Below are 25,737 nucleotides of genomic sequence, written 5' to 3'. Positions count from 1 at the left end.
TATAAATGTTCCTTTTTATGAATTACAAATTAAAGTCAGATAAATAAAAAGTGCGGTTCATTTAAAAACATTTTCTAAATTAATCGCACTTTTATTATTTCAGTTTTAGTTTATCAAGAATTTTTTGATGAATGCCACCAAAACTGCCGTTAGACATCACTAAAATATGATCCGTAGGTTGAGCCTCTGCAACAATCATATCCACTAATCGATCCAAATTTGCGTGCCAATAAGCAGGTTGTACACATTGGTTTGCAATATCTGCCACTTCCCAAGGAAGTTGTTCAGGTTGAAGCATAAACACGGCATCAGCTCGACCAAGCGCAGGCGCAATTTCATCTTTATGAACCCCCATTTTCATTGTGTTAGAACGAGGCTCAAGCACGGCAAGAATTCGCACGCCGCCACCTACTTTATCTCGCAAAGCAGTTAGCGTAGCAAGAATAGCTTCTGGATGATGCGCAAAATCATCATAAACTATAATGCCATTAACTTCGCCTTTCACTTCTAAACGACGTTTAGCATTCACAAAAGATCCCAATGCTTTACACGCATCTTCAATAGCCACACCCGCATGATGAGCAGCCGCTATTGCCATTAACGCATTATGCATATTATGTTGTCCGACTACATTCCATTTTACTTCTGCCACTTTTTCTCCATGATGGAAGACCGCAAAATGTGAAGCATCATTTGTGATACGTTCAGCAAACCATTCGTTATCCTTGCCTAAAAATTGTTGTTGCGACCAACATCCTAATGCCAAAGTTTCTTTTGCACTTTGTTCACTCGCCGAACTTAATACCAAGCCACTTGCCGGAATGGTTCGAATCATATGATGAAATTGGCGTTGAATCGCTTTGAGATCGTCAAAAATATCAGCGTGATCAAAACTAATGTTATTTACGATAAGTGTACGTGGATTGTAATGGACAAATTTCGAACGTTTATCAAAGAAAGCCGTATCATATTCATCAGCTTCAATAACAAAATAAGGACTTTCGCCTAAACGGGCGGAAATACCGAAATTACCCGCAATACCACCGATTAAAAAACCAGGTTTTAAACCATTTTGTTCCAGAATCCAAGTTAGCATGCCTGTTATCGTTGTTTTTCCATGCGTACCAGAAACCGCCAATACCCAACGATCTCGCAATAAATGATCATGTAACCATTGAGGGCCAGATGTATATTTCAAATTATTTTCCAACACATATTCTACGCAAGGATTACCGCGTTTCATCGCATTACCAACAATTACCATGTTAGGCGCAGGTTGTAATTGTGCAACATCATAATTTGGAATAATCTCAATACCTTGCTCTTCTAAAAAAGTGCTCATTGGAGGGTAAACATTAGTATCGGAACCCGTTACGTGATAGCCCATTTGTTTAGCAATCATCGCCACACCGCCCATAAATGTGCCACAAATACCTAAGATATGAATATGTTTCATTGTGCTTCTCTGTTGATTAAGGAAAACGAAAAATATGATAAAACAACTTCTATGAACTTTCAAAAGAAAAGACTGTCGTAAGGACCCACATAAGCTATAATTATAACCCTTAAAGGTGAGTACAACCTAGCTGATAAAACATAATGAAGGAATTTACAATGAAATTTAATAAATCTTTTCTTTTCGCAACTATCATCGCAAGTTCTATTACCTTAACCGCTTGTAACGATAAAGAGCAAAAACAAGCTGAAAAACCCGCAGTAGAAACAACTCAACCTGCTGTAGAAAAAGCTCAACCCACAACAGAAGCTGCACAACCAGCAACCACCCAATCAGAACAACAGGTACAAATAAAAATAGATGAATTAGTTGCTCAAGCTAATGAAGAATTTCAAAAAGTTGCAAACATAAAAGTTACTAATGTTTCTGTTACTGATGATTTAAAATCCTTTTCTATCACTTATGAAATTACAAATTTAAGCGATAAAGCAATTTCAGAAGCACAATGGCTAACTATTTATAAAGAAAATAACCAACCGTTCTATATAGCAAATCTTCCCGCATTACAATTTGGAAAAACAATTGCACCGAAAGCAAATGAAACCGTTACCTTATCAACCAATGAAGAAGCAGTACTTTCTCAAATTCGTCCTCACTTACAACAAGGAAAAAGTATTCAAGTCGATATTATTGGGACTTCAATTCATTTTGCTGACGGTTCCCAAATTGGTTTAGTTTCAGAACAAAAATAATCCTATAAAAAACGCCTGTGTAAAACAGGCATTTTTTTATCCGCACTTTTAGGCAATTCGCTCAAATCCAGCTTTTAAATCTACAATCAATTCATCTACATCTTCAAAGCCGATATGCACACGAATTAATGAACCCGTAAGGTTACGTTTAATATTTGGACGAATATGTGCAATTTCTTCTGGTTGATTACAAAGAATTAGAGACTCAAATCCTCCCCATGAATAAGCCATAGTGAAAAGCTCAAAATGATCCATAAATTTTGATACTTGCTCTGAGGTTAATCGCTGGGTTAATTCAAAAGAAAATAAACCACTGCTTCCACTAAAATCACGTAAAAAGAATTCATGGCCAGGGCAACTTGGTAAGGATGGATGATACACCGTTTTTACTTCTGGTTGCTCACTCAACCATTTTGCTACTTTAATACTGCTTTCCTGATGTTGTTTTAATCGTACACCCAATGTACGAATACCACGAGCAGTCGTATAAGCAGAATCCGCATCCACCATTTGCCCCATTAAATAGGAATGTTCTCTAAGTTGATCCCAAGTTCGCGCATTCGCAACGGCAGTACCAATCATAATATCTGAATGCCCCACTAAATATTTCGTCCCCGCTTGAATAGAAATATCAATGTCATGCTCTAACGCTTTAAATAGAACACCTGCCGACCAAGTATTATCAATCATAATCACAATATTAGGATTCACCGTTCTTGCAGCTTTCACAATAGTCGGAATATCGGGAATTTCCATTGTGATAGAACTCGGTGCTTCTAAAAAAAGTACTTTTGTATTCGGTTGAATAAGCGTTGCAATATCAGCACCAATAAGTGGATCGTAATAAGTTGTATCGATCTGCATTTTTTTCAGCACAATATTACAGAAATCCTGAGTTGGCTCATAAGTGGCTCCGCTCATCAATACATGATCACCAGTTTTAACAAAAGAAAGAATAGAATTAGTGACTGCAGCTGCCCCACAAGGATAAAGATAACAACCAGCTCCCCCCTCCATTTCGCACATTAAATCTTGTAACGCAAAATGTGTTAGCGTCCCACGACGGCCATAAAATAACTCGCCTTTAGCACGATTTTTTGTTGCATATTTTTTATCTTCAATACTGTCAAATACTAATGAAGAAGCTCGCTGTAATACAGGATTTACCGCGCCCTGAGAAAAACGCTTCTGACGACCTGAATGAATAAATGTTGTTGAAAGATGATATTTTGCTCGCATATATTTCCTTACTTTAAATTAAATTAATTTCTTCAATAGACAAAACCGACTATAAAAGTGCGGTCATTTTCATTAGAATCTTACTGCTGTTTTTTTAGCAAAATTTTAACTTCACTTTATAGAGGAATAATGACTATGGTATTAGTAACCCGTCAAGCACCAGATTTTACTTCATCTGCTGTATTAGGCAATGGCGAAATCGTTGATAACTTCAACTTTAAAAAACACATTGCTGGAAAAGCTGCAGTAATCTTTTTCTATCCGTTAGACTTTACCTTTGTTTGCCCTTCTGAGTTAATCGCATTTGACCACCGTTATGAAGAGTTCAAAAAACGTGACGTAGAAGTAGTTGGTGTTTCTATCGACTCTCAATTCACTCACAATGCATGGCGTAACACTCCAACTGAAAATGGTGGTATCGGTCAAGTTAAATATGCATTAGCAGCAGACGTAAAACATGAAATTGCTCAAGCATACGGTATTGAACATCCAGAAGCTGGCGTTGCACTGCGTGCTTCATTCTTAATCGACAAAAATGGCGTAGTTCGTCACCAAGTAGTAAACGATCTTCCATTAGGTCGTAACATTGATGAAATGTTACGTATGGTTGATGCATTACAATTCCATGAAGAACACGGTGATGTATGCCCAGCACAATGGGAAAAAGGTAAAGAAGGGATGAAAGATAACCCAGAAGGCGTTGCAAAATACTTAAAACAAAACACAGATAAACTTTAATCCATAATTATTTACAAGAAAGCCACATAATGTGGCTTTTTTTATATTCTTAGATACTTTAGAATAGATGCATCCCTAACCCCAAGAGCGGTTCATTTCTATGAAATTTAATATTCCTATTTTCCTAACGGTGTTTCGCGTAATTCTGATTCCGTTTTTCGTGATTGCATTTTATTTACCTATCGAATCTTCCCCTTTTATTACTACATTCATATTCTTTATTGCTGGCGTTACTGATTGGCTTGATGGCTATTTGGCTCGTAAATGGAAACAAACTACAAGATTTGGGGCTTTTTTAGATCCTGTTGCTGATAAAGTAATGGTTGTTGCAGCCTTAGTGCTAATCGTTGAATATAAACACTCTCTTTGGATTACGATTCCTGCTATTATTATGATTTCTCGCGAAATTATAATTTCCGCATTACGTGAATGGATGGCTGAACTTGGAGAACGTAATAAAGTTGCAGTATCTTGGTGGGGAAAATGGAAAACCACAGCACAAATGTTAGCACTAGGTGGATTATTATGGCGTTATAACAACTATATGGAAATAGCAGCAATTATCTTACTTTATATCGCCGCTATTTTAACTATATGGTCAATGATCCAATATTTACAAACAGCAAAAGGAAGCTTGCTAGATAATATTCAATTATAAATTTAAATAAAACACAGTTATTTTTTATGATAACCATCTATATTTGAGTTATTTTTAAGCAAATAAAATATTTTTTATTTTTTTCGTTTGACAGTAATATATAAATCCGTAAAATACGCCCCGTTGTCACGCAGCAATGCTGATTAGTGATAAATGCGGGAATAGCTCAGTTGGTAGAGCACGACCTTGCCAAGGTCGGGGTCGCGAGTTCGAGCCTCGTTTCCCGCTCCAATTTGCCCGAGTGGTGGAATCGGTAGACACAAGGGATTTAAAATCCCTCGCCTTTCGAGGCGTGCCAGTTCAAGTCTGGCTTCGGGCACCATTTAAATACCAATCTAAAGGTTTTAAAATTCACTTTAAAATCATCTAATTGGGTCGTTAGCTCAGTCGGTAGAGCAGCGGACTTTTAATCCGTTGGTCGAAGGTTCGAATCCTTCACGACCCACCACTTGAAAATAAAGCAAGTACCGAAAGGTATTTTTTTATTGTCTAAATTCTTGAAACTCATTATAAAAAATCCCCGACTCAAAGAATCAGGGATTTTTACAATCAAATGTGTTTATTAATTAACGCTCATTCCAACGTTTAATAGACTCACGAATCACTTCTTTCGCTTCTTCTACATCGCCCCAATACGTTACTTTCGTTGAGCCAGGTTTCTTAAGTGCTTTATAGTTATTGAAATGGAACTCAATTTGTTTAATTAAATTCGCAGGTAAATCTGCTAATGAATTGTAGGCATTGCCTGTATCACGATCATCTGCTGGAACACAAACGATTTTGTCATCCACTTCGCCATCATCAACAAATTTCATGACACCAATTACTTTAGCTTCAAGGAATACACCCGTTGCTAATGGTTGGCGAGTGATTAATAACACATCTAACTCATCGCCATCTTCATCTAAAGTTTGTGGAATAAAACCATAGTTAGTTGGTTTTGCGAAAATTGCTGGCTCAACACGATCTAACTGGAATGCCGCAACTTTACGATTCCATTCGATTTTATGGCAGCTACCTTCGGGAATTTCGTTTACTACATTGATAATGCCAGCATCTACATCGCCTGGCGTTAAAATTTGATTAAAATCAGCCATTTTGTTTCCTTCATTTTATCAAGTTAAAAAACGCAATAAGTATAGCAGTTTTTCTGCTGACTCGCAGTCTCATTTGTAGAGAAAATCAGCAAATAGATTATTTTATAACTATTCATAATTTTGACCGCACTTTCCCCTAAATAAAACTTACGCAAACGTTTACTTCTTATTTTTATGATGTAGAATAGCGCACCTTATTACTTCCAATTTTTTACTTAACTTCAAGGAACACTATGCCAACTTTAGAAAAAACATTTGAACTCAAACAACGTGGTTCAACTGTTCGTCAAGAAATTATCGCGGGTTTAACCACGTTCTTAGCAATGGTTTATTCTGTCATCGTAGTACCCAATATGCTCGGTGCAGCAGGTTTTCCTGCGGAATCTGTCTTTATTGCGACCTGTTTAGTTGCAGGGTTAGGCTCTATCTTAATTGGCTTATGGGCAAATGCACCAATGGCAATTGGTTGTGCAATTTCTCTTACTGCTTTTACAGCATTTAGCTTAGTAATCGGTCAAAAGGTCGCCATTCCTGTTGCCCTAGGCGCAGTATTCTTAATGGGGGTTGTGTTTACCTTAATTTCTGCCACAGGTATCCGTGCATGGATTTTGCGTAATTTACCAGCCAGTATCGCTCACGGAGCAGGCATTGGTATCGGACTTTTTTTACTTTTAATTGCGGCAAACGGCGTTGGTTTAGTTGTCAGCAACCAAGCTGGCTTGCCAGTAAAATTAGGCGATTTTACTTCATTCCCAGTAATGATGTCCTTAATTGGTTTAGCGTTAATTATTGGTCTTGAAAAAATGAAAATTAAAGGCGGTATTTTATGGGTCATTATCGCTATTACTATCGTCGGTTTAATTTTTGATCCAAATGTAAAATTTGGCGGAGAAATTTTCAAAATGCCAACTTTTGGCGAAAACTCTCTTTTCTTACAATTAGACTTTATAGGCGCACTACAACCTGCAATCTTGCCGGTGGTATTTGCTCTCGTGATGACCGCCGTATTTGATGCGACTGGTACAATTCGTGCAGTGGCAGGTCAAGCCGACTTGCTTGATAAGGATGGCCAAATTATCAATGGCGGTAAAGCCCTAACTTCAGACTCAATCAGTAGCTTATTCTCAGGTTTATTCGGTACAGCACCAGCTGCCGTTTATATTGAGTCAGCAGCAGGAACAGCAGCAGGCGGTAAAACTGGTATTACTGCAATCGTTGTTGGTGTGTTATTCTTATTAATGCTTTTCTTCCAACCATTAGCTTTCTTAGTGCCTGGATACGCCACAGCCCCAGCATTAATGTACGTTGGTTTATTAATGTTAAGCAATGTAAGCAAATTAGATTTCGATGATTTCGTTGGCGCGATGAGCGGATTAATCTGCGCAGTGTTTATCGTACTTACCGCCAATATCGTAACAGGCATTATGTTAGGTTTTGCGGCATTAGTGATTGGAAGAATCGTGAGTGGCGATATTAAACGCTTAAATGCAGGCACTGTGATTATTGCAATCGTACTCGTTGCATTCTATGCAGCCGGTTGGGCGATTTAATAACAGAAATAAGAAAGGGGAAAAGCCTTCCCCTTAATTGTAATCTCAAAAGTGCGGTGAAATTTCACCGCACTTTTTTATACTTGGATTACTCTTTCTTCAATAAGAAAATACCGTGATCAGATAAATTTACATAGGCTTGTTTTAAATCAACATTAAAATCCTCTGGTTTACAATTTACCAGTAAATCTTTGCCCGCCCAGTTTGCAACCACTTCCCAATGGTTGCCCATATAGACCGCACTTTTAATCTCGCAACGTTGTGCATCGCTGCCCTCTGCAGCAAGATAAATTGCTTCTGGGCGAATACCTACTAAGCATTCGCCATCGGGTAAATTAAACTGTGCAGCGTCTTTTAAAGGTACATGATAGCCATTAATATCCACCACGCCATTTTCTAATTTTCCATGGAAAATACTGGATTCGCCCATAAAGTTTGCTAAGAACAAAGAATTTGGTCGTAAATAAAGCTCTTTCGCTGGTGCTTTTTGCATAATTTTACCTTTATGCATAACGATAACTTCATCAGATACCGCAAAGGCCTCTGTTTGGTCGTGAGTCACATAAAGCGAGGTAATGCCTAAACGTTGTTGCAATTCACGGATTTTTTCACGCATTGAACGACGTAAGTTTGCATCTAAATTACTTAATGGTTCATCAAACAATAGGACTTTTGGTTTTAATACTAAAGCACGAGCCAATGCGACACGTTGTTGTTGCCCACCCGAAATTTGATCAACAAAACGATCTTCAAAGCCTGCTAAATCCACTAATTCTAAAGCCTCTTTTACACGTTTAGCACGTTCTTCTTTGCTAATGCCCTGCATTTTTAAGCCGTAGCCGACGTTATCGCCAATGCTCATATGTGGGAAAAGTGCGTAAGATTGGAAGACAATACAAATATCTCGATTTTGAATAGAGGATTTTGTTACGTCTTCGCCATCAATAAAAATTTGACCTGAAGTTGGATTTTCTAACCCTGCCACTAAACGTAATACGGTGGTTTTACCACAGCCTGATGGCCCTAACAATGTTACCATCGTGCCACGTTTGATCGTTAAATCTAAATTATCAATGACGACCGCTTTACCAAATGCTTTTGTGATATTTTTTAATACTAAGAAATCATTATTACTCATAATTTTTACCTACAACTTAACGAGTTAATTCATTTTTTTCGCTTTAGAACGAGAGATACGCGTATCGCCTACAATCCAGTCGAAGAACAAAATAATTGTCATCATCACCACAATTAAGATAGAGCCGTATGCAATTGCAATGCCGTATTCTCCGTCTTCCACACGATTTAAAATATATGCGGTAGCAACGCGAGTGTCTGCTGTCACTAAGAATATAATTGCACTTACTGTCGTCATTGCACGAACGAAACTAGTCACAAGCGCGGAAAGCAACGCTGGTTTTAATAATGGCAAGACGATAAAGCACAATGTTTTCCACGAACTCCCTTTTAAAGAAAGCGATGCTTCATCAAGGGATTTATCAAGTTGTCCTAGCCCTGCAATCGCTGCTCGCATACCAATTGGTAAGTCACGCATTACCATTGAAATAATCACAATAATGCCCGTACCCGTAATATAAAGCGGTGCATTGTTGAACGCTAAAATATAAGATACCCCTGCCACAGTTCCCGGTACAGCAAAGCAAAGCATGGTTAAGAACTCAAGGGATTTTTTACCTTGGAAATCTTTACGCACCACAATATAGGCAATTAATAATCCAAAGAATGCGGTTAATGGCGCAGCAATACCTGCATAAATTAAGGTATTGATTAGTGACGGCCACGCCCCATCGCTCAATCCTTGCCCGAATAACATGGCATAGTTTTTCAAGGTTAAAGTGTAATCTACGCCCCAGTTTACAGTGAAGCTTCCATAGAAAATGCTACCGTAAAGTGCCATATTAAAGATTACCCAGAAGCCAAGCATACCGATGATAGTATATTTCAAGCCGTTTGGCAGTTCTTGCACATCGCCACGATAAGATTTCCCCGAAACAGTGACATAAGAGCGGTTACCAATCCAAATGTATTGAATGATAAAAATCGCCAACGAGAAAATTAACAACATCGAACCTAAAGTACTGGCTGAAGCATAATCAAGTTGTGAACCCGCAATATAGAAATAAATTTGTGTGGCAATCACATCGAAACTTCCACCTAAAACTAAAGGATTACTAAAGTCCGCTAATGATTGAATAAACACAATTAAGAAAGAATTTGCTAATGCTGGACGCAGTAACGGAAAAATAATCTGATAGAACGTTTGATAACGATTAGCACGCAGCGTATAAGAGGCTTCTTCAATTGAAGGGTGAACTGATTTCAATGCACCGTCTAAAATCATAAAAGAAATCGGGGTAAATGCGAGAATTTGCGCAATCGCAATCCCATTAAAACCATAAAGCCAGTTATGACTAGAAAAACCAAAATATTCACTTAAAAATTCTGTTACATAACCAGAACGTCCGAGCATTAAAGTTACCCCTAACCCCACTACAAATGGGGGCGTAACAATTGGCAAAATAGAGAAAATTTTTCCGATAAATGCCGTTCTACGCGCGATACGTGTGGTATAAAGTGCAAAGGCTAAACCAAATACAGTAGAAACGATGCCCACAAAGCCCGATAAGAAAAGCGAATTGGTAATTACACGAACAATATAGCTCTGCGTTAAAATACGCATCACTTGCTGTGGCGAAAAGGTATCGCCGTCATAAAACATTGAAACGAAAATTGCCAATGTTGGATAAACAATAAAGAAGAAAATCAACAAAATAATGCAAAGTAAAGAAGCAATAATAAACTTATCCCCTTGCATTACTTTCAGTTTTGCCAATGAAAGTGTCGCCAATGCGGTATATCCCACAAGCAACACAATCACAGAATAGCCCATACTAATTTTGTACAGCGTCGCACTGATAAACATAAACAGTACAGAAAGTGCGGTCAAAAATAGCTCTGTTTTTGCTTGGGTTTGCCGTGGCAATCTCAATAACGGCAAAGCACCATACACAATAACAGGCAGAAACCAAGCCCAAGTTAAATTGAAAGAAACCCAGCCCATTGCCTCTAAATATTCATCTGAAGTACTTTCAAACAAACCGTAATCAAGTGCATTAGAGGGCAGAAGCGCAAACGCCAACAAGGATAAAATAATCCAAAAATAAGCGGAATGCATTATGGAAAGTTTTTTTGCGTTCATACAACCTCGCAGTAAAGAAAACATGACTTTCACCTAGGGTAAGTATACCCTAGGATAATTACAGCAACTCCCCTATCGGGGAGTAAAAAGCTGTTCCCCAAAGGGGAACTACTATTACGATAATTAGCCGTGGGTATACTTACCCACGGCTATGATTATCACGAAAACTATTTCGCTAATTTAACTTCTTGTACCCATTTTTCAATTAAGGCTTTGCGTTGTTCTGTTGCACCGTATTTTTCAAAGTCATAATTGATTAATTTAAGTTTATTTGGATCAAATGCAGTTGGCGATTGTTCTGCAGTCGTGTTAGTTAAGATTTGTAACGAATCTCCTTGTTTCCAAGCTAATTCTTGACCTTCTTTTGATAAAGCCCAATCGACGAATAATTTTGCATTATCAATATTACGCGCACCTTTTAAGATACTCACACCGCCTAATTCATAGCCCGTTCCTTCACACGGCACAACTAATTCTAACGGCGCACCATTGCGTTTTTCTAAAGCATAATCGTGTAAGAAACCTACCCCAATTGTCGCTTCGCCACGCGCAGAGTTACGTGATGGCGTGATACCCGATTTGGTATATTGAGAAACGTTAGGATGCAAGGCTTTTAGGAAATCGAATGCCTCTTTTTCGCCCCATAATTGGACGAAAGTTGCCAATGCGGTATAAGCAGTACCCGCACTTTGAGGGTCTGCAATTTGAACTTCGCCTTTTAAGCGTGGATCTGTTAGGTCTTTCCAGCATTTTGGCACTTCTTTAATGCCTAATTTTGCCAAACGTTCAGTATTCACACCGAAACCTAAGATCCCCATATAAATAGAGGAAACATAGTGACCTTTGGTTTTCGCAGGATCACGGAAACGTTCAACGATTTCATCAATGTGTTTAGATTTATAAGGCTCAATTAAGCCTAATTCTGTAGCTTGAGCTTGAGGGTCAAAAGTACCGCCGAACCAAACATCCGCTTGAGGGTTATTTTTTTCAGCTTCAACTTTGGCAAAAGTACTGCCTGAACCATTACGAATAAAGGATGTTTTCACATCATATTTTTCGCCGAACGCTTTCGTGGTGGTTTCGCACAAAATATTGGTGGCACTACAGTAAACAACTAAACGACCTTTAGCGTTAGCAGAACCAGAAATAGCCAATCCTGCTGCTAAAAGTGCGGTAGAAACAGAAAGAGAAATTTTGTTGAATTTCATAATACATACTCCTTATTGGATAGGATGCTCGAATCCTACTTGAAAAATAGAAATAATACCGTGATGAAGCTCACACTTTTTGAAATTTGGATAAAAAAATAAACGTGAAATTCACCGCACTTTTCTTTATAATTGCACGAATTTTCCTTACATCGAAACACGATTATGTCAAATCCCTCTTGTATCATTATCGCCATCACAGGTGCATCTGCATCAGGCAAAAGTTCTATCGCTTCCACCGTTCACAAAGAACTCTGTAATGAATTAGGTTGCCAAGAAATTGGTATCATTACTGAAGACAGTTACTATAAAGATCAAAGCCATTTAGAAATGACTGAGCGCGTAAAAACGAATTACGATCATCCAAGCTCTATGGATCGCGATTTACTTATCCAACATTTAAAAAATCTAAAAAATGGCAGTGCCGTAGATGTGCCTGTTTATAGCTATGTAGAACATACTCGCACCAACGAAACAACGCATTTCACACCAAAACGAATCGTAATTTTAGAAGGGATTTTATTGCTCACAGACGAAAGAGTACGCCAATTAGCCGATATTTCTGTATTCGTAGATACTCCACTTGATATTTGTTTTATTCGCCGTTTACAACGCGATATGGAAGAACGTGGTCGCTCTCTACAATCGGTGATTGATCAATATCGTGCGACCGTGCGTCCAATGTTCTTACAATTTATTGAGCCATCTAAACAATATGCGGATATTGTTATTCCTCGCGGCGGAAAAAACCGTATTGCAATCAATATGTTAAAAGCTCAAATTCTTCATTTATTGAATCAAAAATAGGAAATCTTATGCGTCTTTGCGATACTGATATTGAACGCTATCTCGATGATGGCATTATTTCTTTAACTCCTCGTCCAAATAATGACAAAATCAACGGTGCGACGATTGATGTTCGCTTGGGTAATTCTTTCCGTGTATTTCGTGAACATTCTGCGCCTTTTATTGATTTAAGCGGCCCGAAAGAAGAAGTATCTGCACAGCTTGAATCGGTAATGAGCGATGAAATTATTATCCCAGAGGGGGAAGCATTTTTCTTGCATCCTGGTACTTTAGCGTTAGCAACCACACTTGAATCTGTGAAATTACCCGCCAATATTATCGGTTGGTTAGATGGTCGCTCTTCTTTAGCGCGTTTAGGTTTAATGGTACACGTAACCGCACACCGCATTGACCCAGGTTGGGAAGGAAAAATCGTGCTGGAATTTTATAATTCAGGGAAATTACCATTAGCACTACGCCCAAATATGGTCATTGGTGCGTTAAGTTTTGAAGTATTAAGTGGCGAAGCAAAACGACCATACAGTAGCCGCAAAGATGCAAAATATAAAAATCAACAAAGTGCGGTAGCCAGTCGAATTGACGAAGACAAGGAATAATCAATGAAAAAGTTCGTGCTTGTCGTAGGGATCGTCGCTTTGGCGATCTTTTCTTTTTTATATATTCAACTTTACCGAGTGCAAAGTGCCATTAGTGAACAACTGGCACAACAAAACATTGCCGTTCAATCCGTCAATTTATCATTATTTTCTCCCGCACTTTCCCTTGAAAATATAAAAACTACGCAATTTTCAGCTCAAAAAATTGAAGCTAAACTTAATTTCTTGCCTCTTTTGTATGGTAATACCGCACTTCATTCACTGAATATTCAACAGCTCAAATTAACTCAAAACACACAAAATCCTGTCAATGTATCCATAGAGGTTTCACCTTTTTCGTTAAAACAGCTTTTATCAAAAAAAGTAATATTGAATGGCGAAAACCATATTCGCATTGAATTTAATAAGCCTATTTATGGAAAAACAAAAACTTTCCATTTTTCTTTCCACAAAGCAAATTTAGACTTCTCAACATCAGAATCAGCCCTACTTCAATTTGTAGATGCAAACCTAAATAATCAGCCTATCGGTTATATTGAAACCCACACAGCCCACCAACAAATAGTGACCTATATAAAACCACAATGCGATAACGATTGTTTAGCTGTATTGAAATATCAACAAATTGGCAACCAAAGTGCGGTCAATTTTTCAGGCAAAACTTTCCCCGTTAAACGCTTATTCGCACTATTAAATTTGCCAGAAGTGTTAAGTGGACACGCTGATTTTGATCTTGATTTCAGCTTTTCATCTTCCTCGCTTATTCAAGGCAAATTAAATTTTTTAGCGCAAAATGGCGAAATTCTTGGTGTAAATCTATTGGATATGGTAGCGCAATATTTCCCGATTAATTACAACAATGATTTGTTAAAAAACAAAGAGTTAAACACTCGCTTTGAACAATTTCACTTACAATTATTTCTCCAACAAAATCAACTTATTGCTGAAAAAATTGAATTAAAAACACCCGCACTTTTGGGGCAAGGAAAAGGCATTATTGATTTAAATCGAATGGAATGCAATGTGGATATTAATTTAAATTCTACGGATCAACGCTATCAAAATTTAACCCTGCCAATCAATTTTTTTGGTAACTGCAGTTCACCACAATATAAAATTAATTTTACGAAGAAATTCCGCCATCAATTAATTGATGCGATTAAAGAAAAGTTACGTTAATGTCGTTATATTTAAAAGCTGAAAAAATTCAATCGTGGCGCGTGTTTATTATGGCTTGCGCAGGATTTATTTTTAATACTACAGAATTTGTACCCGTTGCAATGTTAAGCGATATTGCACAAAGTTTTAATATGCAAACCGCCGATACTGGTTTAATGATGACAGTTTATGCTTGGACGGTGCTAATTATGTCTCTGCCTGCAATGCTTGCCACCGGCAATATGGAACGTAAAAGCCTGCTAATCAAACTTTTCATTATATTTATCGTTGGGCATATTTTATCGGTCATTGCTTGGAATTTCTGGATATTACTTCTCGCTCGAATGTGTATTGCATTAGCCCATTCAGTGTTTTGGTCAATTACCGCTTCACTTGTGATGCGCATCGCACCTAAACACAAGAAAACTCAAGCATTAGGAATGCTCGCTATTGGCACCGCACTTGCCACCATCTTAGGATTACCGATTGGACGAATTGTCGGACAGCTCGTCGGTTGGCGTGTCACTTTTGGCATTATTGCAGTACTGGCATTATCCATTATGTTTTTAATTATTCGACTATTGCCAAATTTACCCAGTAAAAATGCTGGCTCTATTGCAAGTTTACCCTTGCTTGCGAAACGCCCATTATTACTTTGGCTTTATGTGACAACGGCGATCGTCATTTCAGCACACTTTACCGCTTATACTTATATCGAACCCTTTATGATTGATATTGGGCATTTAGATCCAAATTTTGCCACTGTGGTTTTATTAGTTTTTGGATTCTCTGGTATTGCCGCAAGCCTATTATTTAACAGATTCTACCGATTTGCGCCGACAAAATTTATTATTGTTTCGATGAGCTTATTGATGTTCTCACTATTGCTACTACTCTTCTCTACCGAAACAATGATAGCAATGTTCTGTCTTGTGTTTATTTGGGGTATCGGTATTTCTTGTATCGGACTCTCCCTACAAATGCACGTACTAAAACTTGCACCAGATGCAACCGATATTGCTACGGCTATTTACTCGGGCATTTTCAATGCAGGAATTGGCGCAGGCGCATTATTTGGAAACCTTGCGACAACCTATTTAGGATTAAACGAAATCGGTTATACGGGCGCAGCATTAGGCTTAATCGGCTTCATCATTTTTATTACAACGCACTTAAAATATCGCCATACATTTCTTCTGCAAAACAAATAAAAAAATAACCGCACTTTAATGCTCAAAAGAGTTTTAAAAGTGCGGTTAAATCTTGCTAAGTTTTATCTATCTCGAATTTAACGTTTCGCTTTCTTAATAAACTTCATCAAACGTTTACGTTTACGCAATTGGTTCGGAGTAAGTTTATTTTTACGCCCCGCAAAGGGGTTCGCCCCTTCTTGGAAAAGAAGACGAATGGGTGAGCCAATAATTTTTAAGCTCTTACGATAATAATTAGATAAATAACGTTTATAAGAATCGGGTAATTTATCCATTTGGTTACCGTGAACCACAATAATCGGCGGATTATAACCACCTGGATGGGCATATTTTAATTTAATGCGACGACCGCCAATCATCGGGGGTTGATGCTCGTCCGTTGCCATTTGCAAAATACGAGTTAAAAGCGAGGTTGTCATTTTTTGAGTGGCACAAGCATAGGCTTCTTTAATCGAATCAAAAAGATTACCTACACCACTGCCGTGCAACGCAGAAATAAAATGCACGCGAGCAAAATCAATAAAATCTAAACGACGATCAAGCTCAGATTTCACACGATCTTTCACATCTTGATCCAAACCATCCCATTTATTCACGACGATCACTAAAGAACGACCTGCATTTAAAATAAAGCCGAGCAAAGATAAATCCTGATCAGAAATGTTCTCTCTCGCGTCAATAGTCAATAACACAACATTAGCATCTTGGATCGCTTGTAAGGTTTTAATCACAGAGAATTTTTCCACTGCCAAATGCACCTTACCGCGTTTACGCACACCAGCCGTATCAATCAAGGTATATTGCTGCCCATCACGCTCCATTGGAATATAAATACTGTCACGTGTCGTGCCCGGCATATCGTAAACCACTACACGATCTTCGCCTAAAATACGATTGGTTAAAGTGGATTTACCCACATTTGGACGACCAACAATGGCTATTTTGATATTTTTATCTTGTTCTTCTTCAAGTTCTTCGTCTAACGCCTCATCAATCAATGCCGTATCTTCTTCTGAATCAAAATCGAATTCCTGTTCCCATTCGTCTTGTTCTTCCTCAGAAGTGCGGTCATTTTCATCGGCGTTTTCCATTTGTTCCGCAAACGGTGCAAGCACTTGTTCCATTAATTGAGTAACACCACGACCTTGCGAAGCAGCGATTTGCTCAATTTCCCCTAAACCTAACTGATAAAATTCAGCACAATGGGAATCCGCATCAATACCATCGGTTTTATTTGCCACCACCACAGTAATTTTGTTTTGACGTTGGCGTAAGTAATTCGCAATACCAATATCAGCTGCCGTTAAACCAGCTCGCGCGTCCACAAGGAAAAGAACAATATCGGCTTCATCAATAGCAAGCAAAGATTGCTCCGCCATTTTTTCTTCTACGCCCTCTTCCGTTCCATCAATACCGCCAGTATCAATAACAATAAAATCATAGCCAGCAATATGTGCGTGACCATATTTTCTATCACGAGTTAAACCTGGAAAATCAGCGACTAACGCATCTCGTGTACGAGTAAGGCGATTAAATAATGTGGATTTTCCCACATTCGGGCGACCAACAAGGGCGACGACTGGAGTTGCCATAAAAAATCTCTTATTTTGTCAAAAATGGCGGCTATTATATCGGAAGTTAAAGGATTGGTAAAAAATGATTTCATAAAGAAAAGAAAAAGCCACAGGATACAATCCTATGGCTTTCTAAACACTGTTTATTTATCTATAACTTAACGTTATAATAATCTCGCTTTCAAGAATACAACTTGAAAGCGAGTGTTGCGCTTTTTCGCAACGTTTGAAGAGGATAAGAAAATGATTAAACTCATTATCCTTGTTGTCGTTTTATTATTAGTGAGCCAGCACGCTTACTAATAAGACAACATACTAGGGAGTATGCAGCTCCCTAGTTCTTCAAATCTTAAAAGTTTACTTTATTTTTGTCAAGGATGAAGCAAATTTCAGATACAAAAAAAGCACCATTAGGTGCTATCTTTATTTATCTTAATTGGCGGAATGGACGGGACTCGAACCCGCGACCCCCTGCGTGACAGGCAGGTATTCTAACCAGCTGAACTACCACTCCGAGATAAGATATTAATTTTAAATTGGCGGAATGGACGGGACTCGAACCCGCGACCCCCTGCGTGACAGGCAGGTATTCTAACCAGCTGAACTACCACTCCGCTAAGTGGTGTGCATCTTAATGATGAACACAAATCTCGTCAATCTTTTTTTATTAAATTTTACTTACCTGCTTAAATTCCAAACGATTAATGAACATTGTCATTGCCAAATCGTTTATCCCAAAGACAATTATTTCCACTTTTTTTATTAATCATCTTTAATAATTCTAAATGCGCTTGTAGCTCATCATCAGTAGGTTGAAGTAATTTTAAATTGTGTGCAAAATCTACCGCACTTTTTATTTCTTCTGCCACTGTTTCTTGCACAACATGGATAACTTCAGACTCAATCGATTCTTCTTCATCGAATAAATTTGTTTGCCCCCCCGTCATCATCAAATAAACATCCGCCAAGATCTCGGCATCCAGTAACGCACCGTGCAAAGTACGTTTGCTATTATCAATACCTAAACGATCACAAAGTGCGTCCAAATTATTACGTTTTCCAGGATACATTTGACGCGCCATTTGTAGCGTATCTGTCACCAAACAAATATCGTCAGTTTTCACATTGAGGTCAAGTTTACGAAATTCATAATCCATAAATCCAACATCAAAGGGCGCATTATGAATAAGCAATTCCGCACCATTAATATAATCCAAAAAATCTTGGGCAATTTCTTTGAATTCAGGTTTATCCGCTAACATTTCATCGGTTATGCCATGAACTTTAATCGCATCAGGATCAACAGAGCGATCTGGCTTAATGTAAATATGGAAATTATTACCTGTGTAACGACGATTTATTAATTCAACTGCACCAATTTCAATAATGCAGTGTCCTTCATAATGCGCGCCAAGCTGATTCATACCTGTAGTTTCCGTATCTAACACAATTTGGCGATTGGGATTAATCATTTGTTCAACCTATCTCTTTCCATTAAAATACTTGCCATTCTACACAACAACCTTTTTGTTATGCAAAAACAGATTGAAATTTTTACTGATGGCTCTTGTTTAGGTAATCCAGGTGCGGGCGGAATTGGTGCCGTATTGCGTTATAAACAACATGAAAAAACACTCTCCAAAGGCTATTTCAAAACTACCAATAATCGAATGGAATTACGCGCTGTCATTGAAGCATTAAATGCATTAAAAGAACCTTGCTTGATCACGCTTTATAGTGATAGCCAATATATGAAAAATGGCATCACAAAATGGATCTTTAATTGGAAAAAAAATAATTGGAAAGCAAGTTCTGGAAAGCCTGTAAAAAACCAAGATTTGTGGAAAGCCTTAGATGAATCCATCCAACGTCATAAAATTAATTGGCAATGGGTGAAAGGACACGCAGGGCATAGAGAAAATGAAATTTGCGATGAATTAGCAAAAAAAGGGGCAGAAAATCCCACGGAGGAAGATATGGGGTACATAGAAGAATAATACAACTGATATAACGTCATATTTTTCGATACCTAAAATATTTATAGGTAATACTTAAACCTAAAACAGAATAAAAAACAATCAAATTCATTTGAAAAGTGTGATCTCGATCAGATTTCAAGAAAATTAAAATTTTGGAGTATTGACATCAAAATTTTTTTTTGCAAAGATGCAGCTCGTCTATTTTGGCGATTGGACAATTCTATTGGAGAAAAGTTCAATCATAGATAGTAAACAACCATAAGGAATACAAATTATGAAAAAAACACTTGCAGCATTAATCGTTGGTGCATTCGCAGCTTCAGCAGCAAACGCAGTTGTTGTTTATAACAACGAAGGGACTAAAGTAGAATTAGGCGGTCGTTTAAGCGTTATTGCGGAACAAAGCACTAACACTGAAGATGATCAAAAAAATCAACACGGTACATTACGTAATCAGGGTTCACGTTTCCATATTAAAGCAACGCATAACCTTGGTGACGGCTTCTATGCACAAGGTTATTTAGAAACTCGTTTTGTTTCAGATTACACTAAAAAGAAGTCAGATCACTTCGCTGATATTGCAACCAAATATGCTTATGTTACTTTAGGAAATAACACACTCGGTGAAGTAAAACTTGGTCGCGCAAAAACTATTGCTGATGAAATTACAACCGCAGAAGATAAAGAATATGGTCTTCTCAACTCTAAAAAATATATCCCTACTAATGGTAACACCGTTGGCTATACTTTTAATGGTATTGATGGTTTAGTATTAGGCGCTAATTATTTATTAGCACAAGAACGTGATGTAAAGACAGTTCCAGCCGTTGGGACGAAAGCTGGTGAAGTAACTGTAGGTGAAGTCAGTAACGGCATTCAAGTTGGTGCAAAATATGATGCTAACAACATTATTGTAGGTATTGCTTACGGTCATACAAATTATAAAGAAGGGACTAAAACAGCAGCAAACGCAAAGAAAAAAGAAGAAGTAAATGGTGCTTTAGCTAGTTTAGGTTACCGTTTTAGTGATTTAGGCTTATTAGTCTCTCTAGATAGCGGCTATGCAAAAACTAAAAAAGATAAACACGAAAAAAGCTATTTCGTATCTCCAGGTTTCCAATATGAATTAATGGAAGATACTAATCTCTATGGTAACTTCAAATATGAACGCACTTCTGTAGATCAAGGTAAGAAAGAACGTGAACATGCTGTGTTATTCGGTATAGATCATAAACTTCACAAACAAGTATTAACTTACATTGAAGGTGCTTACGCTAGAACTAGAACAACTGAGGCTAAGGATGAAGTAAAAACTGAAAAAGAAAAATCAGTGGGTGTAGGTTTACGCGTTTACTTCTAATTATTTGTTAGAAGGAAGGCATACTTAAAAAAGCGAATCGAAAGATTCGCTTTTTTGTTTGTTCTAAAATCGAATAAAACAATCTAAAGTCTTTTTTAAAATAGTTAAAACAGTAGATATTAAAAAGTACACTGCGTTGAGTTTATCGTTATTAATTTTGATGTTTCTCTTTTAAGCAAAATTTTTGTGAGGGTAATCATTGAACCGTTACTATAAGGATTTAATATTAGGAACATCAAATAAGATAAAGAATGACTTATATAAAATAAATACCTTGTGGAAGTTGAAAGAATATTTCATCGAATAAAAACGGCACAAACAATTAGCTTGCACCGTTTTCAAAAGATAGGAAATCATATTGTTCTAATCTTGCTATAAGCTAATGCTATAACAAAAAATGCGGCTTGCAGAAGAATGATACAAGCACCAGTTGAGGCATCAAAATGATAGCTCAATATTACGCCAATTAGACTTGATGTAATGGAACTGACAATAGCAATCCATAGCATTTTATCAAAAGATTTAGTAAGCGTAAGTGCGGTAATTCCTGGCGCAATTAACATTGCCACCACTAAAATAACACCGACCACTTGCATCGTGCTTACAATGGTTAAAGCAAGTAGAATTAATAAACCATAATGTAAAATTTTAGGAGAAAGCCCTGCAACACGGGCGTGGCTTGGATCAAAACAATAAAGCAAAAAGTCTTTACGTTTAAAGACAATCAGACAAAAAATTATCGCAGAAATGACCGCACTTTGAATAAGCTCTTGATAACTTACACCCAATACATTACCAAACAAAATATGGGTTAAATGCTGTTCTGTTTGAATTTTGGTAAACATAACCAAACCAATGGCAAACATTCCAGAAAATACAATGCCCATTGCAGTATCTTCTTTTATGCGACTATTTTCTTTTAAATATCCCACACCAAGGGAGCAAAAAATACCTGAGCAAAATGCACCAATGGCTAAAGGAATTCCTGCCAAATAAGCGAGTACAATACCAGGTAATACAGCGTGAGAAATGGCATCGCCCATTAATGACCAACCTTTCAAGACTAAATAGCAAGAAAGTAATGCACAGATAATAGAAACAATCAATGCAGTCAATAAGGCATTTTGCATAAACTCAAATTGTAGCGGTTCTAAAAGCCAATCAAACATTTTCTACCGCCTTTTTATTACGTGTGAGTAAGCCATATTTTGGTGAAAATAAGAAAGCGACTAAAAACAATAATGTTTGCAATGTCACAATCACACCGCCAGTGGCACCGTCTAAATAATAGCTAATATAGACCCCAACAAAATTTGTCACTGCGCCTAAAATAATAGCAATGATTGACAAAGTTTTGAATTTATCAGTGAGTAAATATGCCGTTGCGCCAGGGGTAATAACCATCGCAATCACTAAAATAGCACCCACAGTTTGCAATGCAGCTACCACACAAGCACTTAATAAAGTAAAAAATAAAACCTTATAAAATAATGGCGAAAGCCCTACTGTTCTTGCCTGTGTTTCATCAAAAAAGATCAGTAATAAGTCTTTCCAGAACAATAAAAGCAATACTAAACAAACACCGATAATAATTGCGACTTGGTAAATATCTTCATCAGCAATGCCTAAAATATTACCTAAAATGATATTGTGCACATTTACTGCGGTTGGATTTAAAGAAATGAGCAATAGACCTAATGCAAAGAAAGTACTGAAAATAAACCCGATAATGGCATCTTCTTTCAGTTTAGAAATGGATTTAATCCAAAGAATAGAAAGTGCGGCAAAAATACCTGCAAAAAATGCACCAAGTGCATAAGGCAACGCAAAAGCATAGGCAATTGCAACACCAGGCACAACGGAATGAGAAAGCGCATCGCCAATCAAAGACCAGCCTTTAAGCATTAAATATGAAGACAAAAAAGCACAAATGCCACCCACTGCGGTACTCAAAATCATCGCCTTGAGCATATAATCATAGGAAAAAGGTTCGAGCAATAAATCTAACATTACCTAATCCCTCTTATTTTTAACCGCACTTTTATAAGGGCAATCTTCAAAATGGCAATCCTGTGTTGTTGGCGCAGGTGGATCTTGCTTAGTTTCGCCATAGAATACAACGGCTTTTTCATCATCTGTTAAGACGGTAACAGAACGTTTATCTTCATCATTATGTAAATTTTCGCCCAATAATTTAATATGACGTAACACCCCACCAAATACAATTTCCAAATTATGTTGGTTAAAGGTATCTTCTGTTTTTCCTGCGGCGATGACCGTGCGATTAATCATTACCACTTGATCACAAAAATCAGGAACAGAACCTAAGTTATGAGTTGAGACAAGAATCAGATGACCTTCTTCTCGAAGCTGTTGAAGAAGATCAACTATGGCATTTTCAGTTTTCACATCAACGCCAGTGAAAGGTTCATCCAATAAAATAATTGGACTTTGTTGTGCTAAAGCGCGGGCTAAAAACACGCGTTTTTTCTGCCCGCCAGATAACTCGCCAATTTGACGATGCGCAAGATGCTCAATATTTACTCGCTGCATCGCCTCTTGAACTTTTTGTTTATCAATCGCTTTGGGGATACGAAGAAAATTCATATACCCATAACGCCCCATCATCACGACATCATACACTGACACTGGAAATTGCCAGTCCACTTCTTCTGATTGTGGTACATAAGCAACCAAATTACGTTTCAGTGCTTGGGAAATTGGCAAATCACAAAGTTTAATTTCACCTTGTTGTGGCTTCACAAGCCCCATTATGCTTTTAAATAATGTGGACTTGCCACTGCCATTCACACCCACTAATGCACAAATAGTTCCACTATTGAGTGAGAACGTCATATTGTGAATTGCAGTATGACCATTGTTGTAACGAACAGTTACATCATTAACCCAAATTGATGTCGAGAAAGAGTCCATTATTTTCCGAATCCTTTAACAATGGTTGATACAGTAACGTTAAGCAAATCAATATAAGTTGGCACAGGGCCGTTTTTCGCAGAAAGTGAATCAACATACAACACACCGCCGTATTTTGCGCCACTTTCTTTGGCTACTTGTTGTGCAGGTTTGGCTGAAATTGTACTTTCACTAAACACAACAGGAATATTGTTTTTACGAACTAAATCAATCACTTTACGCACTTGTTGTGGTGTGCCTTGTTGTTCAGCATTGATTGGCCATAAATAACCTTCTTTTAAATTGTAATCTTTCGCCAAATAACTGAAAGCACCCTCACTTGTTACAAGCCAGCGTTGCTCTTCAGGAATTTGTGCTAATTTTGCACGAAGCGGTTCATCAAGTTGTTTAATTTTTTGAGCATAGTCAGCGGCATTTTTTTCATACACAGCTGCATTTTGTGGATCGTATTTCACTAACGCATTCTTAATATTTTCAATATAAATTAAAGCATTAGATGGCGACATCCAAGCGTGTGGATTAGGCGCATCTTTATACGGGCCTTCATAAATAGATAATGGTTGAATACCTTCTGTTACTACCACAGCAGGTTTATCTTTAACATTTTGGAAGAAACGCTCAAACCAACGTTCCAAATTTAAGCCGTTCCATAAAATTAAATCGGCAGATTGTGCTTTTACAATGTCTTTTGGCGTTGGTTCATATTCGTGAATTTCAGCACCTGGTTTGGTAATAGATTCCACTGTTGCTGCATTGCCTGCCACATTTTGCGCAATATCTTGAATCACGGTAAAAGTGGTGACGACTTTAAATTTTGCGTTAGCTTGCATTGCAAATAAACCAAGTGCAAGTGCGGTCATAATTTTGAATGAATTTCGCATAAGATGTCCTTATTTAAAAAAGATAGATTGAATGCCTGAATAATTGTTCAACAGCACAACAATTATTCATCGGAAATAATAGTACTACTTTTTATGTTGTTTTGGAATGGAAATGATTATCAAAATGATAAATTTATTTATAATTATTTCATACAAAATGTATTGCTTTTATGAAAAAAGCATAAAACAAAAAATTTTCTTAATCATACAAGCAATAAAGGTATTTTCTGTCATTAGAATGACTTTTTATCAAATTAAGTCTAGAATATTGAAATTATTATAGATTTACCTTTTGAGAATAAAATATGAAAAACGCGAGATAAAACAAACTGTTATCTCGCGTTTTTTATGTTTATGAACATTATTTTGATAATTGCTGAATTAGCGTATTAAATCCCACTTCATCATAGCCATCTTCATATTGAGCTTCTCCAGCTACATCACGAATTGTTCTTCCATTTAATGCTGTGCAGCCGAATTTTTCTAATTTGCTTTTAGTAAAGCTAGAACGATACGCAGAGGAAGTGTTATTTAAACTAATTACGCCAATAGTTGCATTTTTGCATAGGTGTTTATTAATGAAAACGAGATTATAACCAGACTCTTGAATGTAGCCCGTTTTATTCACTGCCGCATCAAAGATTTCATCACGCACTAACTTATTAGTATTTTTAATATAAAGTTTGTGTTTCCCTGCTTGGATATAAGTTGCATTAAGATTAGATAAACGTTTAATGTCCGATTTATTTAATGAATATTTAGCGAGTTTAACCAAATCCATCGGGCTGGAAATATTATAGCTAGATAACCCTGAACTATCGTGAAAACGAGTAGAATACATGCCAAGTTGATGGGCTTTTTCGTTCATTTTATTAATAAATTGGCGACGACTTATTCCCGCTGCACGAGAAAGCGCGTGGGCAGCATAGTTATCAGAATGGACAAGCATTGCTTTCAATAATTCGTTACAAGAGATAGGAATATTTTTAGGTAATTTTGTTCCTGTACCTTTAATTCGATCCGTATCCTCTTTTGTGATTGCGATTCGACAATTAGGATTTTTATTATTCTCTAAAAATACATTAGCCGTCATTAATTTTGTTACAGAGGCAATAGGCTGAATACTATCAGGCGCATGGCTTTCCAACACTCGATTATGGGTAAAATCATACACAACATAAGACTGTGCCAGCGCAAAAGAAGGACACAAAGATAAAATAAATAAAGCTTTTTTAAACATTATTGGTCACCTTAAAAAATAGGCTGATATTTTACCGCACTTTTTCCGCTGTAATTGAAAATATTTGCGATCTAGATCG

23 protein-coding genes and 5 tRNA genes are annotated in these 25,737 nt (G+C 37.3%); 13 read left to right on the top strand and 15 right to left on the bottom strand.

The window, feature by feature from the left end:
- Positions 1-94 precede the first annotated feature (94 nt).
- Positions 95-1,456 carry a UDP-N-acetylmuramate:L-alanyl-gamma-D-glutamyl-meso-diaminopimelate ligase gene (gene mpl, locus ACPT9C_RS03860; RefSeq protein WP_050949031.1) on the bottom strand — a complete coding sequence of 454 codons (1,362 nt, stop codon included), beginning with the start codon at positions 1,454-1,456 and terminating at the stop codon, positions 95-97.
- Positions 1,457-1,614: 158 nt separating this feature from the next.
- Here mpl and ACPT9C_RS03855 point away from each other — a divergent pair, with 158 nt between their 5' ends.
- A complete protein-coding gene (locus ACPT9C_RS03855) occupies positions 1,615-2,208 on the top strand; it encodes a hypothetical protein (RefSeq protein ID WP_050949030.1) in 594 nt (197 codons plus the stop codon).
- Between the two features lie 48 nt (positions 2,209-2,256).
- On the opposite strand, the gene metC is transcribed toward ACPT9C_RS03855, so the two are convergent.
- Positions 2,257-3,447, bottom strand: a complete 1,191-nt coding sequence (gene metC, locus ACPT9C_RS03850) for a cystathionine beta-lyase (protein WP_050949029.1) — start codon at positions 3,445-3,447, stop codon at positions 2,257-2,259.
- A gap of 135 nt (positions 3,448-3,582) precedes the next feature.
- Here metC and ACPT9C_RS03845 point away from each other — a divergent pair, with 135 nt between their 5' ends.
- The 5 genes from ACPT9C_RS03845 (at position 3,583) to ACPT9C_RS03825 (ending at position 5,291) form a co-directional block, all read left to right on the top strand.
- On the top strand, positions 3,583-4,185 hold the full coding sequence (locus ACPT9C_RS03845; RefSeq protein ID WP_021035632.1) for a peroxiredoxin C: 603 nt from the start codon (positions 3,583-3,585) through the stop codon (positions 4,183-4,185).
- A gap of 100 nt (positions 4,186-4,285) precedes the next feature.
- The gene (gene pgsA, locus ACPT9C_RS03840; protein ID WP_050949028.1) at positions 4,286-4,843 is read left to right on the top strand and encodes a CDP-diacylglycerol--glycerol-3-phosphate 3-phosphatidyltransferase; all 558 of its coding nucleotides are present in this window, start codon (positions 4,286-4,288) and stop codon (positions 4,841-4,843) included.
- Positions 4,844-4,998: 155 nt separating this feature from the next.
- Positions 4,999-5,074, top strand: a tRNA-Gly gene (locus ACPT9C_RS03835).
- A gap of 4 nt (positions 5,075-5,078) precedes the next feature.
- A tRNA-Leu gene (locus ACPT9C_RS03830) sits at positions 5,079-5,165 on the top strand.
- Positions 5,166-5,215: 50 nt separating this feature from the next.
- A tRNA-Lys gene (locus ACPT9C_RS03825) sits at positions 5,216-5,291 on the top strand.
- Between the two features lie 118 nt (positions 5,292-5,409).
- Here ACPT9C_RS03825 and ACPT9C_RS03820 read toward each other — a convergent pair.
- The gene (locus ACPT9C_RS03820) at positions 5,410-5,940 is read right to left on the bottom strand and encodes an inorganic diphosphatase (protein WP_050949027.1); all 531 of its coding nucleotides are present in this window, start codon (positions 5,938-5,940) and stop codon (positions 5,410-5,412) included.
- Between the two features lie 233 nt (positions 5,941-6,173).
- Here ACPT9C_RS03820 and ACPT9C_RS03815 point away from each other — a divergent pair, with 233 nt between their 5' ends.
- The gene (locus ACPT9C_RS03815) at positions 6,174-7,490 is read left to right on the top strand and encodes an NCS2 family permease (protein ID WP_050949026.1); all 1,317 of its coding nucleotides are present in this window, start codon (positions 6,174-6,176) and stop codon (positions 7,488-7,490) included.
- Positions 7,491-7,578: 88 nt separating this feature from the next.
- Here ACPT9C_RS03815 and fbpC read toward each other — a convergent pair whose 3' ends face one another.
- From fbpC to ACPT9C_RS03800, 3 genes are all read right to left on the bottom strand, one after another.
- Positions 7,579-8,628, bottom strand: coding sequence for a ferric ABC transporter ATP-binding protein (gene fbpC / locus ACPT9C_RS03810; protein WP_423717125.1), 1,050 nt, complete (start codon positions 8,626-8,628; stop codon positions 7,579-7,581).
- A 24-nt stretch (positions 8,629-8,652) separates the two neighbouring features.
- A complete protein-coding gene (locus tag ACPT9C_RS03805; RefSeq protein WP_050949037.1) occupies positions 8,653-10,710 on the bottom strand; it encodes an ABC transporter permease in 2,058 nt (685 codons plus the stop codon).
- A gap of 167 nt (positions 10,711-10,877) precedes the next feature.
- Positions 10,878-11,918, bottom strand: a complete 1,041-nt coding sequence (locus ACPT9C_RS03800) for an ABC transporter substrate-binding protein (RefSeq protein WP_050847760.1) — start codon at positions 11,916-11,918, stop codon at positions 10,878-10,880.
- 165 nt (positions 11,919-12,083) lie between these two features.
- Between ACPT9C_RS03800 and udk the strand changes: the two genes are divergently transcribed.
- From udk to ACPT9C_RS03780, 4 genes are read left to right on the top strand one after another with little or no spacing between them, the layout of a single operon-like run.
- Complete coding sequence (udk, locus tag ACPT9C_RS03795; RefSeq protein ID WP_005658079.1) at positions 12,084-12,725, top strand: uridine kinase; 642 nt, start codon at positions 12,084-12,086, stop codon at positions 12,723-12,725.
- Between the two features lie 8 nt (positions 12,726-12,733).
- Positions 12,734-13,321, top strand: coding sequence for a dCTP deaminase (gene dcd, locus ACPT9C_RS03790; RefSeq protein ID WP_005660907.1), 588 nt, complete (start codon positions 12,734-12,736; stop codon positions 13,319-13,321).
- A 3-nt stretch (positions 13,322-13,324) separates the two neighbouring features.
- Positions 13,325-14,500: an AsmA-like C-terminal region-containing protein gene (locus ACPT9C_RS03785; protein WP_050949024.1), complete on the top strand. Its 1,176-nt coding sequence runs from the start codon at positions 13,325-13,327 to the stop codon at positions 14,498-14,500.
- The gene (locus ACPT9C_RS03780; protein WP_050949023.1) at positions 14,500-15,690 is read left to right on the top strand and encodes a sugar transporter; all 1,191 of its coding nucleotides are present in this window, start codon (positions 14,500-14,502) and stop codon (positions 15,688-15,690) included. Before ACPT9C_RS03785 ends, ACPT9C_RS03780 begins: the two co-directional genes overlap by 1 nt.
- Positions 15,691-15,767: 77 nt before the next feature.
- Here ACPT9C_RS03780 and der read toward each other — a convergent pair whose 3' ends face one another.
- The 4 genes from der to dnaQ form a co-directional block, all read right to left on the bottom strand.
- The gene (gene der / locus ACPT9C_RS03775) at positions 15,768-17,282 is read right to left on the bottom strand and encodes a ribosome biogenesis GTPase Der (RefSeq protein WP_050949022.1); all 1,515 of its coding nucleotides are present in this window, start codon (positions 17,280-17,282) and stop codon (positions 15,768-15,770) included.
- Positions 17,283-17,701: 419 nt separating this feature from the next.
- Positions 17,702-17,778: transfer RNA gene (locus ACPT9C_RS03770), tRNA-Asp, on the bottom strand.
- 23 nt (positions 17,779-17,801) lie between these two features.
- Positions 17,802-17,878 (bottom strand) — tRNA-Asp (locus tag ACPT9C_RS03765).
- An 87-nt stretch (positions 17,879-17,965) separates the two neighbouring features.
- On the bottom strand, positions 17,966-18,736 hold the full coding sequence (dnaQ, locus tag ACPT9C_RS03760) for a DNA polymerase III subunit epsilon (protein WP_050949021.1): 771 nt from the start codon (positions 18,734-18,736) through the stop codon (positions 17,966-17,968).
- 60 nt (positions 18,737-18,796) lie between these two features.
- Here dnaQ and rnhA point away from each other — a divergent pair, with 60 nt between their 5' ends.
- Both rnhA and ACPT9C_RS03750 read left to right on the top strand, forming a co-directional pair.
- Entirely contained in the window at positions 18,797-19,261 is a 465-nt protein-coding gene (gene rnhA / locus ACPT9C_RS03755; RefSeq protein ID WP_050949020.1) for a ribonuclease HI, read from the top strand.
- Between the two features lie 256 nt (positions 19,262-19,517).
- The gene (locus ACPT9C_RS03750) at positions 19,518-20,603 is read left to right on the top strand and encodes a porin (RefSeq protein WP_118879861.1); all 1,086 of its coding nucleotides are present in this window, start codon (positions 19,518-19,520) and stop codon (positions 20,601-20,603) included.
- A gap of 353 nt (positions 20,604-20,956) precedes the next feature.
- Here ACPT9C_RS03750 and ACPT9C_RS03745 read toward each other — a convergent pair whose 3' ends face one another.
- The 5 genes from ACPT9C_RS03745 to ACPT9C_RS03725 form a co-directional block, all read right to left on the bottom strand.
- Positions 20,957-21,772 (bottom strand): metal ABC transporter permease, encoded by an 816-nt coding sequence (locus tag ACPT9C_RS03745; RefSeq protein WP_050848875.1) that lies wholly within the window; start codon positions 21,770-21,772, stop codon positions 20,957-20,959.
- Complete coding sequence (locus tag ACPT9C_RS03740; protein WP_021035645.1) at positions 21,765-22,613, bottom strand: metal ABC transporter permease; 849 nt, start codon at positions 22,611-22,613, stop codon at positions 21,765-21,767. The genes ACPT9C_RS03745 and ACPT9C_RS03740 overlap by 8 nt, the downstream gene beginning before the upstream one ends.
- Positions 22,614-22,616: 3 nt before the next feature.
- Entirely contained in the window at positions 22,617-23,537 is a 921-nt protein-coding gene (locus ACPT9C_RS03735) for an ATP-binding cassette domain-containing protein (protein WP_005669098.1), read from the bottom strand.
- Positions 23,537-24,418: a metal ABC transporter substrate-binding protein gene (locus tag ACPT9C_RS03730; RefSeq protein ID WP_005669100.1), complete on the bottom strand. Its 882-nt coding sequence runs from the start codon at positions 24,416-24,418 to the stop codon at positions 23,537-23,539. Before ACPT9C_RS03730 ends, ACPT9C_RS03735 begins: the two co-directional genes overlap by 1 nt.
- A gap of 361 nt (positions 24,419-24,779) precedes the next feature.
- The gene (locus ACPT9C_RS03725) at positions 24,780-25,658 is read right to left on the bottom strand and encodes a D-alanyl-D-alanine carboxypeptidase family protein (RefSeq protein WP_005669102.1); all 879 of its coding nucleotides are present in this window, start codon (positions 25,656-25,658) and stop codon (positions 24,780-24,782) included.
- Positions 25,659-25,737 lie beyond the last annotated feature (79 nt).

The sequence above is a fragment of the Haemophilus sp. HN_Hi16 genome, from assembly GCF_049823435.1.
Taxonomy (GTDB): Bacteria; Pseudomonadota; Gammaproteobacteria; order Enterobacterales; family Pasteurellaceae; genus Haemophilus; species Haemophilus influenzae_D.
Note: the sequence above shows the minus strand (reverse complement) of the source record. Positions and strands in the feature narration are given on the sequence as shown.

Coding starts and splice junctions, on each gene's coding strand:
- ACPT9C_RS03730 (WP_005669100.1), bottom strand. CDS start 24,418: ATGCGAAATTCATTCAAAATTATGACCGCACTTGCACTTGGTTTATTT.
- ACPT9C_RS03740 (WP_021035645.1), bottom strand. CDS start 22,613: ATGTTAGATTTATTGCTCGAACCTTTTTCCTATGATTATATGCTCAAG.
- fbpC (WP_423717125.1), bottom strand. CDS start 8,628: ATGAGTAATAATGATTTCTTAGTATTAAAAAATATCACAAAAGCATTT.
- metC (WP_050949029.1), bottom strand. CDS start 3,447: ATGCGAGCAAAATATCATCTTTCAACAACATTTATTCATTCAGGTCGT.
- pgsA (WP_050949028.1), top strand. CDS start 4,286: ATGAAATTTAATATTCCTATTTTCCTAACGGTGTTTCGCGTAATTCTG.
- rnhA (WP_050949020.1), top strand. CDS start 18,797: ATGCAAAAACAGATTGAAATTTTTACTGATGGCTCTTGTTTAGGTAAT.
- udk (WP_005658079.1), top strand. CDS start 12,084: ATGTCAAATCCCTCTTGTATCATTATCGCCATCACAGGTGCATCTGCA.
- ACPT9C_RS03745 (WP_050848875.1), bottom strand. CDS start 21,772: ATGTTTGATTGGCTTTTAGAACCGCTACAATTTGAGTTTATGCAAAAT.
- dnaQ (WP_050949021.1), bottom strand. CDS start 18,736: ATGATTAATCCCAATCGCCAAATTGTGTTAGATACGGAAACTACAGGT.
- ACPT9C_RS03845 (WP_021035632.1), top strand. CDS start 3,583: ATGGTATTAGTAACCCGTCAAGCACCAGATTTTACTTCATCTGCTGTA.
- ACPT9C_RS03750 (WP_118879861.1), top strand. CDS start 19,518: ATGAAAAAAACACTTGCAGCATTAATCGTTGGTGCATTCGCAGCTTCA.
- dcd (WP_005660907.1), top strand. CDS start 12,734: ATGCGTCTTTGCGATACTGATATTGAACGCTATCTCGATGATGGCATT.
- ACPT9C_RS03805 (WP_050949037.1), bottom strand. CDS start 10,710: ATGAACGCAAAAAAACTTTCCATAATGCATTCCGCTTATTTTTGGATT.
- ACPT9C_RS03800 (WP_050847760.1), bottom strand. CDS start 11,918: ATGAAATTCAACAAAATTTCTCTTTCTGTTTCTACCGCACTTTTAGCA.
- ACPT9C_RS03735 (WP_005669098.1), bottom strand. CDS start 23,537: ATGGACTCTTTCTCGACATCAATTTGGGTTAATGATGTAACTGTTCGT.
- ACPT9C_RS03815 (WP_050949026.1), top strand. CDS start 6,174: ATGCCAACTTTAGAAAAAACATTTGAACTCAAACAACGTGGTTCAACT.
- ACPT9C_RS03785 (WP_050949024.1), top strand. CDS start 13,325: ATGAAAAAGTTCGTGCTTGTCGTAGGGATCGTCGCTTTGGCGATCTTT.
- ACPT9C_RS03725 (WP_005669102.1), bottom strand. CDS start 25,658: ATGTTTAAAAAAGCTTTATTTATTTTATCTTTGTGTCCTTCTTTTGCG.
- ACPT9C_RS03820 (WP_050949027.1), bottom strand. CDS start 5,940: ATGGCTGATTTTAATCAAATTTTAACGCCAGGCGATGTAGATGCTGGC.
- der (WP_050949022.1), bottom strand. CDS start 17,282: ATGGCAACTCCAGTCGTCGCCCTTGTTGGTCGCCCGAATGTGGGAAAA.
- ACPT9C_RS03855 (WP_050949030.1), top strand. CDS start 1,615: ATGAAATTTAATAAATCTTTTCTTTTCGCAACTATCATCGCAAGTTCT.
- mpl (WP_050949031.1), bottom strand. CDS start 1,456: ATGAAACATATTCATATCTTAGGTATTTGTGGCACATTTATGGGCGGT.
- ACPT9C_RS03780 (WP_050949023.1), top strand. CDS start 14,500: ATGTCGTTATATTTAAAAGCTGAAAAAATTCAATCGTGGCGCGTGTTT.